11 protein-coding genes are annotated in these 12,100 nt (G+C 60.7%); 8 read left to right on the forward strand and 3 right to left on the reverse strand.

From position 1 onward, the window contains the following. Positions 1 to 10: 10 nt before the first annotated feature. Together WKF55_08725 and pal are read left to right on the forward strand one after the other, a co-directional pair. Positions 11 to 1,672 (forward strand): serine/threonine-protein kinase, encoded by a 1,662-nt coding sequence (locus tag WKF55_08725; GenBank protein MEJ7759664.1) that lies wholly within the window; start codon positions 11 to 13, stop codon positions 1,670 to 1,672. A 375-nt stretch (positions 1,673 to 2,047) separates the two neighbouring features. Next, positions 2,048 to 3,799, forward strand: a complete 1,752-nt coding sequence (gene pal, locus WKF55_08730) for a peptidoglycan-associated lipoprotein Pal (protein ID MEJ7759665.1) — start codon at positions 2,048 to 2,050, stop codon at positions 3,797 to 3,799. 464 nt (positions 3,800 to 4,263) lie between these two features. On the opposite strand, the gene msrB is transcribed toward pal, so the two are convergent. Next, positions 4,264 to 4,821, reverse strand: coding sequence for a peptide-methionine (R)-S-oxide reductase MsrB (gene msrB, locus WKF55_08735; protein MEJ7759666.1), 558 nt, complete (start codon positions 4,819 to 4,821; stop codon positions 4,264 to 4,266). Between the two features lie 208 nt (positions 4,822 to 5,029). Between msrB and WKF55_08740 the strand changes: the two genes are divergently transcribed. From WKF55_08740 to WKF55_08760, 5 genes are all read left to right on the forward strand, one after another. Beyond that, on the forward strand, positions 5,030 to 5,680 hold the full coding sequence (locus tag WKF55_08740; GenBank protein MEJ7759667.1) for a sigma-70 family RNA polymerase sigma factor: 651 nt from the start codon (positions 5,030 to 5,032) through the stop codon (positions 5,678 to 5,680). Positions 5,681 to 5,682: 2 nt separating this feature from the next. Continuing rightward, positions 5,683 to 5,937 carry a zf-HC2 domain-containing protein gene (locus WKF55_08745; protein ID MEJ7759668.1) on the forward strand — a complete coding sequence of 85 codons (255 nt, stop codon included), beginning with the start codon at positions 5,683 to 5,685 and terminating at the stop codon, positions 5,935 to 5,937. After that, positions 5,934 to 7,184 carry a cytochrome c biogenesis protein/redoxin gene (locus WKF55_08750; GenBank protein ID MEJ7759669.1) on the forward strand — a complete coding sequence of 417 codons (1,251 nt, stop codon included), beginning with the start codon at positions 5,934 to 5,936 and terminating at the stop codon, positions 7,182 to 7,184. The genes WKF55_08745 and WKF55_08750 overlap by 4 nt, the downstream gene beginning before the upstream one ends. An 89-nt stretch (positions 7,185 to 7,273) precedes the next feature. Next, positions 7,274 to 8,575, forward strand: coding sequence for a hypothetical protein (locus WKF55_08755; GenBank protein MEJ7759670.1), 1,302 nt, complete (start codon positions 7,274 to 7,276; stop codon positions 8,573 to 8,575). 148 nt (positions 8,576 to 8,723) lie between these two features. Then, positions 8,724 to 10,271, forward strand: a complete 1,548-nt coding sequence (locus WKF55_08760; GenBank protein MEJ7759671.1) for a YifB family Mg chelatase-like AAA ATPase — start codon at positions 8,724 to 8,726, stop codon at positions 10,269 to 10,271. A 19-nt stretch (positions 10,272 to 10,290) separates the two neighbouring features. Here WKF55_08760 and WKF55_08765 read toward each other — a convergent pair whose 3' ends face one another. Continuing rightward, on the reverse strand, positions 10,291 to 10,536 hold the full coding sequence (locus WKF55_08765) for a hypothetical protein (protein ID MEJ7759672.1): 246 nt from the start codon (positions 10,534 to 10,536) through the stop codon (positions 10,291 to 10,293). A gap of 5 nt (positions 10,537 to 10,541) precedes the next feature. On the opposite strand from WKF55_08765, the gene WKF55_08770 reads away from it, so the two are divergent. Then, complete coding sequence (locus WKF55_08770; GenBank protein ID MEJ7759673.1) at positions 10,542 to 11,228, forward strand: HD domain-containing phosphohydrolase; 687 nt, start codon at positions 10,542 to 10,544, stop codon at positions 11,226 to 11,228. 15 nt (positions 11,229 to 11,243) lie between these two features. Here WKF55_08770 and WKF55_08775 read toward each other — a convergent pair whose 3' ends face one another. Beyond that, positions 11,244 to 11,945 (reverse strand): methyltransferase domain-containing protein, encoded by a 702-nt coding sequence (locus WKF55_08775; protein ID MEJ7759674.1) that lies wholly within the window; start codon positions 11,943 to 11,945, stop codon positions 11,244 to 11,246. Between the last annotated feature and the right edge of the window lie 155 nt (positions 11,946 to 12,100).

Raw genomic sequence — 12,100 nt, forward strand, 5'->3', positions numbered from 1 at the left:
AGCCCGGGGGTTGAGTGGCGACCGGCGGCACTACCAGCAGGTAATCGACGGATTTGGTCGATCCCTTTCTCTCGTGACTGTACCAGACCGCGGGCACGAGGACTGGCTCATGTCGGAAGCGCGGCATCTCGCCCACCGCAATCATCCGGCGATTCCCACCACGTATCACTACTGGGCGGGGGAACGGGATGCCAGGCGTGGACCGGCCTACCTGCGACGATGGGTGACGGGTGAATCCGCACGAGCGCATCTTGCGCGGCTTCATGCAGCCGAGATCCCGTACGTGTTGCAGATCCTGCGCGGCGCCGGTTCGACGTTGTCATATCTGCATGACAGCGGAACGTCACACGGTGCACTTACTCCCGACACGATCTGGGTTTCGCCAACTGGACGGCTCTGGTTGCTGGAATGGCAATGGGCAATCCCCCGCGGTGATTTGCCCGCGGGAATTTCGCCGACGCTTCACGACGTGGGTGGCGGGGTGGACAGCGTGCAGAGGTCAGTCCCTCCTGAGTGGGTAGGTGCAACATGGACACCCACGCCCGCGACCGACCAGTGGCAGCTTGCTGCGACCTGTTTTGCTGCGCTCACCGGGGAGCAGCCACCTTCGGCGGATATTCCCCCCGTCAGCTGGCTTCGGCCGGAATGTCCGGCCAGTGTGGCAACGGCGCTGGACCGGGCCCTGTTGCCCGATCCGGAAGAGCGATTTCCTTCCATCGCTGCCTTCCTGCGAGTCGCTGACCGTGGATACGCCAGCCGCGGAAGCATCGTCGTGCCCGTACCCGACCCCGATTTTGATTCCGGCCGCGCGCATACGTCGGAGGAAGCGAGAGTCCGGTGGGCGCTGGGAGATGATTACGAAGTGCTTTCATCACTTGGTTCGGGGAGCTTCGGACACGTGTGGCGCGCGCGCGATCTTTCGCTCGAACGTGAAGTCGCATTGAAAGTTCTGCATCCGCGCGTTGCAACCGATGCGCGTGCTGTCGCCGCGTTCTGGCGCGAAGCAAAACTTGCGGCGCAGCTGGCCCATCCCGCTATCGTCCCGATCTATGACTGGGACGGTCGCGGAGACCTTTCGTGGTACACGATGGAACTTGCTGAAGAAGGCTCTGTCGCGAATCTGGTCGCCCGCAATGGTGCTCAGGCGATCGAGGAAATTGCCCCGCATGTGGAGTTGGTGCTCGATGGACTCGGCGCTGCGCACTCTATCGGGATCATCCATCGTGATCTGAAACCCGAGAACATTCTCATCGATCGGTACCGCAGGTGGCGAATCACGGATTTTGGAATAGCAAACATCACCGGCGAAGATGTAGCGGGTAACACGGGCACACCGGCGTTTGCCGCACCCGAGCAGCTTCTCGGGGAACCACAGAGCGCGAGCGTCGATCTGTTCGCGCTCGCGGGCATTGTGGTGTTCGCAGTTTCGGGTCACACTCCGTTCGGGGATGGCGAGCCGAACATGATCGCCGCGCGCCAGTTAGCGGGCCGGATAGACCTTTCGGAGGTTCCTCCGATATTGTCAGGCTGGGTGAACCGTGCGCTTGCGCCGACTGCAGACGCCAGATTCACCGATGCGGCGGAGATGAAACAAGCATTGCGCGAGGCGCTGGTCGAGCCTCGCTGGCGGCACCGCGCGGGGTGGTGGCGCCGGCTGCCTCGGGAAGACTGATTCCTGGGCCAATCGCGAGGTGCTGCGAGCACGGACGCTAAAACGCGCTCTCGCAGGCAGGCATGGCTTTGATTTTGCAGGCGTCAATTGGTTGACGCCGGTACCTGTAAAATGCCGAAATCGTTAGGCCTCATATGTTTACGATGGGGCGCCTCTAACATTGCTGGATGCCCATGTTCATGGCAAATAGCTGGCGCGATGACAAAAAGTCGCATAAGTTTCGCGGCGGGATAACGGAGCCGCTTGAGTGGCCCGCCCGCTCACCGGCATGCATCCTGCCTGAGGGCACCGCGTTATTCGTCCCGGTTGTAGAAGCTGTATCCACCATTCAAAGGGGTATTTCTTATGTTGAGAAGAAGTTTGACCGTCTGTGGAATGACGGCCTTGCTCTTCGGCGGAACGGCCGCAGCACAGCAGCCCGGAACGCTGTTGTTGGGCGGTTTTGGGCAGTACACGAAGTTTGACGATGCTCTTCAGCTCGAGAACGAGATCGGCGTTGGCGGACGCATTGGTGCGTTCTTCGCTCCGAACTGGAATCTCGAAGCCGAAAACTCGTACACCCGTCCGCAGCAGAGGGGCGCTGGCCAGCGCCAGGATAGCAAGATCTGGTATGGTCCGGTCTCGGCACGTGTCCGTTACAGCTTCCCCTTTGCGGGACTTGCTGCGTTTCACGTTGGCGCCGGTGGCGTCATCTCCTCCTACGCCGGATATGAGCCCGACGAACCACAGGGTCAGGAGCTGACCGACATCCGCTCGAATCGTCGTGGCTACAACTACGGCGTCGAAGGCAACGTCGGCTTCACATTCGGCCTGGGTGCTTTTTCAGTTCGTGTAGACGGCATCGCCGACTACATGCCGAACGGCGGCATTGTCGGCGGCAGCGCCAGTCGGGCCAATCAGACCTACGAGTCGCACACGAATCTCCGGGCTCAGGCAGGCCTCGAGTTCCGTCCCGACATCGGATCACTGTTCGGCATGGGAAGCAGCATGGGCAGCGGCATGTCCATGGCGCCTTATGCACCGTACGTGATGTGGGATGAACTTGGAACCGAGTGGGCCCTCCCGGGAATGCTCGAGATTGGTGCATTCGCGCAGTACACTTATTTCAACGACGAAGCTCCCGGCGATCCTAACGGTTCAGTCGGTGGTGGCGGCCGCATCGGTGTGTTCCTCTCCGATCCCCGCTTCGAGCTCGAAGGCGACGGCGCCTACATTCAGGCCGATAGAGAAACAGGCCTGACCGGCAACCAGAACCCGATCAACTACTCGGCGTTCGCGCTCAGAATGAACTACAACATTCCGATCGCTTCACGCTCGCAGTTCATTCTCGGTCTTGGTGCAGTTCGCACGAATTACAGTCAGGAAGCCAGCGGCCCCGCAGCCGGACAGACGAATTCCGAGCGTCAGTTCACGTTCAACTACGGCGTGAGCGGACTGGCCGGCGTTCGTTTCGGCCTTGCAAACCGTATCGCGCTTCGTATCGACGGTATCGCGGATTACATGAAGGACACCGAGAACCTCAACCTGAGCGGCCGCGCTGGACTGAGCCTTCTGGTTGGCGGTGCTCGCCGCGAAGCGATGTGCACTTACGCTGGCCTGGAAAACATCCCCGCGTCCAGCCCGCAGTGCGTAGCTCCGCTGCCGCCACCGCCACCAGTTGCAATGTGCCCGTACGCGGGTCTTGGTGGTATCACGGCCACGGATCCTGCCTGCATAGCGCCGGCTCCGGTTATGGCGATGGTTGACACCGCTGCAATTACGGCCCCGATCTACTTCGACTTCGATAAGTCCGACATCCGCTCCGATGCGGCCGCAACACTGGATCGCAAGGTCCCGTGGCTGCAGGCCAACCCGGGTATGCGTATCAGGATCGAAGGCAACGCCGATGAGCGCGGTTCGGATGAGTACAACCTGGCCCTCGGTCAGCGTCGTGCCGCCTCCGCCAGACGTTACCTGGTCGAGAAGGGTGTTGATGCTGGTCGCTTCGACCTCGTCAGCTACGGTGAAGAGCGCCCTGTCTGCACCGAGAGCAACGAAGACTGCTGGCAGCGTAACCGCCGCGATGATTTCGTCATCGTGACGGTCGGCAGCGATGCGATTGTCATCCCGCCGGGAACGAACGAGTAAAGCAACACCAGCTGAGTCCGGTCTCTTCGGGAGGCCGGACGAGGTTGCAGCAAAAAGAGCGGGGCGTCGAAAGACGTCCCGCTTTTTTTGCTGCTCGATCACATCCGGTGATCCTAGCGACTACGATTCAGGGCAACCTGTTCCAGACACCGAGACCACCGAGACCACCGAGACCACCGAGACCACCGAAACCACTGACAATAAGCCACCGGAAGAACGACACGAGAGCAATCGCAGGGCATGAATAACAAGCACACTAACAACCAACGAAACGCAATCTCTCACCCTTGCATCCGAGAGCCTTCCCCATCGCACCCCCGACGACCGGCCTTTCCTCGGCGGTCTCGGTGGTCTCGGTGTCTATAACAGTGACGCGAAACGTCCAGCTCTGATCCACCGTGTCAAAAAGGGACGACCACCTCTGAAGGCAGTCGTCCCTCTGACCGGAAACGAAGGAAGTTGTTCTACACCTTCCTGAACAGCTTCAGATACTTGCCGTAACCCTCGCCCTCGAGCTTCGCGACGGGGATGAATCTTAACGCCGCCGAGTTCATGCAGTAGCGAAGTCCGGTTGGCCGTGGGCCATCGTCGAACAAATGCCCAAGATGCGAGTCGGCATTCTTCGAGCGCACTTCGGTTCGCTTGTATCCCAGCTTCCTGTCGCTCTTCGTTTTGATATTCGTGGGCTCGAGCGGACGCATGAAGCTGGGCCAGCCAGTACCCGAGTCATACTTGTCGAGCGAACTGAACAGCGGCTCGCCGGAAACGATATCCACGTAGATCCCGGCCGCCTGATTGTCGTTGTACGCGTTTCGAAACGGCGTCTCCGTGTCGTCTCGTTGAGTTACCGAGAATTGCAGTGGAGTCAGCCGGCGCTTGATCTCCGCATCGCCCGGACGTGAATACGTCCGGCGTGCTTCACTTGCCGCAGACTTCTGCGCTTGCGCTGCCTCCGGCGAAACCGACGCCATCGCAACGAGCGCTGCCACTCCGAAAATCGTGCTTGAAGTAATGTTTTTCATTTATGTCTCGGGGTTGAATTCGAGTCGCCGCGGATGCCCCTGCAGCGGCTCAGTATTGTACGCCAGCGGGGCAAATCAGGTCCGTGGTCTGGAACTTGTCTTCACTTTTTCCGCAAACGCAGGTGACATTGCACAGAAGGGGTCACGCCCGCGTTTGGTTCCCGCAGTGTCGGAACTTTCCTGCGTAGTGCGGGCTTAGACTGGTGTGATGTCACTGCCAGAAAAACGAGATGCCAACAGCGACCCCGTCGAATCGTCCGGCGCGGGAAATCATCGCCGACACGAACGCGACAGGGAGTTTTCCGAAGTCGCATTGCCGCTGCTGCCCGCGATTTCCAGAATCGCGAACGCACTTACGCGCGACGAGGCGGATGCGGATGATCTGGTGCAGGACACGTTTCTCCAGGCCTTTCGTCACTGGGAAACGTTTTCCATCGGAACCGACTGCAAGCGGTGGCTGAGCACGATCTGTAGAAACGAGTTTTTTCGCCGGCGCTACCGCGAGCGTCGTGTGGTATCCGTTGACGACAACGAACTCGAACTGCTCGGTGCCGCTCGCGCGCATATTCGGGCGCGCGACGCGGGAGTGGACGACATGTTTACACAGCTCGACGTAGGACCTGCCATCAGGACTGCGATCGATGCGCTGCCGGTCACATTTCGGAGCGTCGTGATTCTGTCCGATATAGAAGGTTTCACTTATGAAGAGATCGCAGAAATGCTTGGTATTCCTATCGGCACTGTGCGGTCGCGGCTGTACCGCGGGCGGCGCCGGCTTCAGGACTGCCTGCTTTCGTTTGCCCTGGACGCCGGTATCTCTCGGCGCCCTGATAGCTCTCGTCTAACGGTAAAGGAGTGACAATGTCGAGTCTGGAAGACTGTGAAGCGGCTGCCGAGCAGCTGTGGCCATTCCTCGATGGAGCGTTACCCCAAGGCGAGAAAGAGCGCGTCGTCAGGCATCTTCAGACCTGCGTCAATTGTACATCGCACCTCGATTTCGCCCGTTTGTTCCTGGAGGCGGTGCACGACGTGTCGGCGTCAGCAGGCGAATATGATCTGGTGCGAGGACGAGTCATCAAGGCTCTTGTCGCAGAAGGGTTCGCGGCGCCTGCATGATGTTCCTGCTCGCGTTCCTCGGCGGGGTTCTCACCATCGCCAGCCCGTGTATTCTGCCTGTCATTCCCCTGGTGTTCGCGCGGGCGAGTGATGGTACCCGGCGAAATACGTTGCCGTTGCTGGCGGGCCTGGCAAGCGCCTTCACGCTGACGGCGACAATTGCCGCACTCGCAATCAACTGGCTCGTAATTGCGAGCGAATGGGGTCGCTATGCCGCTCTCGCCATCATGGCGGTGGCAGGGCTCGCCCTTATCTCGCCTCGAATCGCGGAATTTGTCTCGCGGCCGGCAACCAGGATGGGCGCCGCGTTAGCTGATTCCCGCAGCGGGGATCGTTTGCCGGTCGCCGCGAATCTGGTGGCTGGCGCGGCCATCGGACTGCTTTGGGCCCCGTGCGCCGGTCCGATCCTCGGGCTGCTCATCGTGGGCGCCGCGGGAATGAGCGTTACCCACTCGTCTCTCCTCTTTCTGACCTTTGCCATTGGAGCTGTCATGTCTCTTGCATTCGTACTATCCGCAGGCGCTCGTCTTCGCGCCCGCATGGCGCGGGCCGGCCGCGGTGAATCCATACTTCGGCGAGGCCTGGGCGTCGCGACAGTCGTCACGGTGGCGGCGATTTTCCTTGGATGGGACAGCGCAATCTTCGCGAAGCTGGGTGTCGTGCAGACCGCATCCGCTGAAGAGGCCCTCGTTCGGCGACTCACCGGCAAGGCCACCGCCCGGCCGGACGCGGGTATGTCCCTCGATGAGTTTGCGGCCGAAGATGAGTCGGCACTGCTTCCATTGGCGGACGGAGTGCTTCAACCATTCACCGGCGCCACTGAATGGATCAACTCGCCGCCAATTACCCGGGAATCGCTCCGCGGGAAGGTCGTGATGATCTGGTTCTGGACGTACGAATGCTACAACTGCCTCAACGCGCTTCCGCACGTCAAGAAGCTGGAGGCAAAGTATCGCGACAAGGGACTTGTAGTAATCAGTGTGCACACGCCGGAACTGCCGCGTGAGCGAATAGTCGCGAACGTGCGCCGGGAAGTGAAAGAGCTTGGCATCACCTATCCAGTAGTCGTCGACAACGACTTCAAGATCTGGAACTCATACAAAAATCACTACTGGCCCGCGGCTTATTACGCCGATGCGACGGGGAAGCTGCGCTTTCATCATTTTGGCGAAGGGCGATATGAGGAGCAGGACAAGGTCGTTGCGAAGCTTCTTGCGGAGGCGGCGGCGTACCGCGGGGTGCGCTGAGGGCGTAACAGGGATGGACTTCCGCTGCGCGGTGTGCAGCAATACCATGCTGCAGTCAGGATCGCGACCCTTCTCTTTCCCTCCCTGCCATGTCCTGGTTCACATCAGTCGGCGCACTGCTCGCGGTAGCCGTCATGTCTTCGGCGCTCGATGCACAGGGCCAGAACCCGATCAACCTGTGGTCGGTTCCCCTGACGTCGAGCGGCGGGCGGCTGATTGCCGGCAATCCCGTGAAGCTGACTCACGACGACGGCATCAACAGCCAGCCGTCGTTTACGCCCGATGGGCGCGCGATAGTCTTCAGCGCTACCCGTGACACCGGGTCAACCGCACGGAGCGAAATCTACAGGTATCATTTTGCCACTGGCAGGGAAAGCCGCGTCACCCGAACTCCGGAGAATGAAAATTCACCGACGGTGAACTCGCGTGGTGAGTATATGGCCCTCCGGTGGGTACCTGCGACCCTGTTCAGGGAGTACGGGCCGTGGGTGTACGCTCCGGATGGAAGACCGCGACGGGGTGTGCTGCCCGGCGCTGACACCACCGGTTACTACACACCCGTGGGTAGCGGCCGATACATTCTTACGCGGCCTAAATCCCGAACGTTCACGGTTGCAATGTTCGACTCCGCCGCCGGTGCAATCGTGGATCTGGACAGCGGTGTTCCGGCTTTGCCGGCGCAGCGAATCCCCAGAAACACCGCTATCAGTTACGTAGTGCTGGACTCCGCGTCGGCCCGGCATGAGCTTCGCCGGTACGACCTCGTAACGCGCCGCAGAACCTCGCTTGGGCGGACTGTGCCGGGCCGGACGACTCACGCATGGTTGCCCAACGGCGGAACGGTACTGATGGCGAAAGGCAGCACTCTTTATTCGCGGCGCGCCGGTGCAACAGGGCGCGATACAGCGTGGAGTGTGGTCGCCACCTTCAGCACCCCCGAGTTGCGTCATACATCCGCTTACGCGATAAGTCCCGACGGCACGCGTTTGATCATGACCTCCCCGAAACGACCGCCGCTCGCCGTTGTCGTCCGCGACTCTCTGGAATCCGGCCGCTCGGCGATAGACATCACGCCGGTGGTGCTTGCATGGCGCGCCGCCGGGCGGCTCGGGGACTACGACGTGAACGAGAGCGCGCTTAGCGCGCTCGGGGATGTGTGGCTCGGGCGGCGACTGATGTCCGACGCTGTTGCGCTTCACTCGCTGACCGCCGATCTGTTCCCGTCTTCCCACCGCGCGGCCGGCCGCCTCGGCGATGCGCAGGCAGCGGCGGGAGACAGGGCTGGAGCGGCTGTGTCGTACCGACGGGCATTGACCCTCAATCCGCGCGCAACCGACGAAGATCGCAAAGCCGCAGACAGCATTGATCAGCGCCTTAAGGAGCTGCGCTAGCCAGTCTGGTTGAGCATGGGGTCAGTCCATTGACACCCCCGAGGGCAGAGTCAGTCGGGATCACCGTTGCAGAGGCGCGGAGCCAGTCCGATGACTGTGGGGATCCGACGATGAGGATCAATGTAGAAGCGGGCGTTACGAATACAGAATGCTCGCGGCAATTCGCTCGGCCGGAATCATTGGAATCGATGCCTACGATGTCACCGTCGAGGTAGACGCGGCTGCCGGGCTTCCCCAATGGACCATCGTAGGACTGCCACTCGGAGCCGTCAAGGAAAGCCGTGAGCGCGTCGGCGCTGCGCTCGTAAATTCAGGATTCACTCTTCCGCCCAGACGGATCACAATCAATCTAGCCCCCGCCGATGTAAAAAAGGATGGGACCGCATATGATTTGCCAATTGCGGTCGGCCTGCTCGTGGCCACCGGGCAACTTCCACCTCAAGCGACGGATCGCAGGATCTTTGTCGGTGAACTCGGGCTCGATGGTTCGCTCCGCGCCGTAAAGGGTGCGCTGTCTATTGCTCGCAAGACGGCAGCAGCCGCAAGCCCGCATGAGCTTGTGATTCCACGCCCCAATCTCGATGAGGCTGGTCGAGTCAGTTCAATCCGTCTCTCAGCACCCGGGAATCTGCGCGAGCTCGCATTGGAGCTGAAGGAAGGGTTGCTGAGCCGTGCATTGCCTCCGTCACGCGAGCGCTGTCCGCGGCGCGAACCTCTCGAATTCGCGGATGTTGTTGGACAACAATCGGCCAAGCGAGCGCTCGAAGTGGCGGCGGCGGGAGGCCACAACGTCATCATGGTGGGACCACCTGGGGCTGGAAAAACAATGCTCGCACGGCGGCTGCCGGGAATCCTGCCCGAGCTTAGTGAAGCTGAGTCGCTGGAAGTAATCGCCATCCATTCTGTCGCCGGCATACTGACGGCCGAAGCGCTCACAGGCTGCGCGCGCCCTTTTCGCGCGCCCCATCATTCGATATCCAGTGCAGGTCTCATCGGCGGAGGCTCGAATCCGCGACCAGGTGAGGTGAGCCTGGCTCACAACGGCGTTCTCTTTCTGGACGAGATGCTGGAATTTCCAAAGTCCGTGCTCGACGGGCTCAGACAGCCGCTCGAAGATGGGTCTGTCGTGATATCGCGGGCAGCGATGTCAGTGGCTTTTCCGGCCAGATTCACGCTGGTCGGCGCGACGAATCCCTGTCCTTGCGGGCGCCTTGGCGATTCGACAGGCATCTGCGCCTGCTCCGCATCCGATCTTGATCGCTACGCCGGCCGGATGTCGGGTCCGCTTTCCGATCGCCTCGACATGCATGTCACGGTTGGTGCGGTAGCGCTTCGCGATCTCAGTAGTTCGCGTGAGGAAGAGTCCACGTCGACAATCCGGAGTCGCGTGTCGAACGCCCGCGCAATTCAGACAGCACGGTTTGCGCGCCTGCGCGGCGTGGGTTGCAATGCTCACGCATCCGGGCGATGGATCGACGCTCACGGGGCCGTCGACGGTGATGCACGCGCGCTGCTGCAGCGTGCCGCTGAAACGCTGTCGATGTCCGCGCGTGGCTATCACCGGGTACTCAAGGTTGCGAGAACAATTGCCGACATTGATGCAGACGATTGCACGCGAGCCGCGCACGTTGCGGAAGCGTTGCGTTACCGGGCCGTCGGACGAAGCATTCTACGAGGGGCCCCGCCGGTGGATTGACAGGCCGAATCATCTGTCCTCATCCAGCATGTGTGATTAGGGCGCCGGAGACTGAAACATCTCCCGAGCCCCCACCGAGGCGATTCGTTCGATCGACGAACACTGGAATGGCGAGGGGTATCCTGACGGCAAGATCGGTCAACAGATTCCGTTGTTTTCCCGGATCATCCTGCTCGCCCAGACTCTCGATGCGTTTCACACTGAGCAGGGCATAGCCGCAGCTCTGCGAGTGGTAAGGGAACGAGCGGGCTGTGGTTCGAGCCATCGCTGGTGCGCAACGTTCGCGGCTGGCGCGACAATCAGAGCTGGTGGGAGTCGTTGCAGTCGCCCGACGCTACCGCGATTACCCTGGCGCTCGAGCCGCCGCAGCATACCCGATATGCCGACGATGCCGGCCTGGACGAGATTGCTCGCGCATTTGCGGACATTATCGATTCCAAATCACCATACATGTATCAGCACTCTACGAACGTCGCTCGATATGCGCGCAAAATCAGCCGCGAACTCGACGTTCCTGTCGGCGACGCGGCGACGCTCAATCGCGCCGCGCTGCTGCACGACGTTGGCAAGCTCGGCGTGGCGGCGCGCATTCTGAACAAGCCCAGCTCGCTTACAGCAGCCGAGCGGGTAGAAATGGAGCAGCATCCACTTTACACCTGGGAGATTCTCGAACGCGTAAGCGCGTTTGCCGGATTCGCCCGAACGGCGGCTTTTCATCACGAGAAGCTCGATGGATCGGGCTATCCCTTGGGGGTCAAAGGCGATGATCTCGATACTTCGGCTCGTATCCTTGCAGTTCCCGACATGTACGAAGCACTCACTGCCAACAGACCGTACAGGGCCCCGTTGTCCCGTGACGCCGCTCTTGCAATCATTGAGAAGTCGTCAGTATGCCCGGTGGTGACGGAAGCATTGGCCAGTGCAACGTGTTCGACGCCGACCCGGCTGGCCTCCTGAATCGCAGCCCTCTGATCATGGGTGCAGCGCCCGCTCCCATCCGTCGTACGCCACAAACGATTTAGGCAGCCCCGCAAATCTCTCTACGTGTATCGCCGCCCCGGGGAATAGCGCCATGAATCGCTTCCGGGTCAACAGCTGTATCGAATCCACCTCGGCGCGGGCGGTTGCTAGGTCGGGGATGCGCTTGTACCACCCGACGTCGAAACGCTGCACCATCTTGGCGCGGACCGCGGATGGCAGGTACTGAAACCAGGGAAAAAGAAAATGCGGCTCGAGTGGAAACCGCTTGTTGGGCGTCTGCACGAAGTAACGGCGACCTACGCGACGAATTTCGGCGGCCATCCTGCGCTGTTCGGAGAAATTACCGACATGCTCGATAACCGAGTTTGAAAAGACGACATCGAAGGCTCCGTCGGAGTAGTCGGGCATCGCGCGGGCATCACCCTCGACGCTCATGAAGCGCTCCGAGCTCAACCGCTGTTTTTTTACGTTGAGCAGGGTCACACGGACATCGCCGGTAGACCTGGGCATCATGAGGTCCCAGAATTCCTGAGTACCGCCGATATCAAGAATTTCGACAGGGCCGGACAGGCGGTCGAGCAGCGCGAGAAAGAGTGAGAAACGTGCCCGCCGCATGCGAGTAGCCAGCGAATTTGCGTCACTGTTGTTCGCGATTGACTTGATGAGCGAGCCGCGCGCTTTGGTATGAGGCATGCCCCGACAAGGTAATTGGCCCAGGCGTTGGTCGCCTATGCCGGCGGTGATGTCTCAACATGCGCCAGACGAACCGCGTACACCTGATATGCCGCGTACAGCGTGGTATGCCGCGTCAAAGTGGTACTCGTCGTCTGGATGGAATCCTTGATGGT

The organism is Gemmatimonadaceae bacterium, assembly GCA_037721215.1.
Lineage (GTDB): Bacteria > Gemmatimonadota > Gemmatimonadetes > Gemmatimonadales > Gemmatimonadaceae > UBA4720.

Coding starts and splice junctions, on each gene's coding strand:
- pal (MEJ7759665.1), top strand. CDS start 2,048: ATGACGGCCTTGCTCTTCGGCGGAACGGCCGCAGCACAGCAGCCCGGA.
- msrB (MEJ7759666.1), bottom strand. CDS start 4,821: ATGAAAAACATTACTTCAAGCACGATTTTCGGAGTGGCAGCGCTCGTT.
- WKF55_08740 (MEJ7759667.1), top strand. CDS start 5,030: ATGTCACTGCCAGAAAAACGAGATGCCAACAGCGACCCCGTCGAATCG.
- WKF55_08745 (MEJ7759668.1), top strand. CDS start 5,683: ATGTCGAGTCTGGAAGACTGTGAAGCGGCTGCCGAGCAGCTGTGGCCA.
- WKF55_08750 (MEJ7759669.1), top strand. CDS start 5,934: ATGATGTTCCTGCTCGCGTTCCTCGGCGGGGTTCTCACCATCGCCAGC.
- WKF55_08755 (MEJ7759670.1), top strand. CDS start 7,274: ATGTCCTGGTTCACATCAGTCGGCGCACTGCTCGCGGTAGCCGTCATG.
- WKF55_08760 (MEJ7759671.1), top strand. CDS start 8,724: ATGCTCGCGGCAATTCGCTCGGCCGGAATCATTGGAATCGATGCCTAC.
- WKF55_08765 (MEJ7759672.1), bottom strand. CDS start 10,536: ATGGCTCGAACCACAGCCCGCTCGTTCCCTTACCACTCGCAGAGCTGC.
- WKF55_08775 (MEJ7759674.1), bottom strand. CDS start 11,945: ATGCCTCATACCAAAGCGCGCGGCTCGCTCATCAAGTCAATCGCGAAC.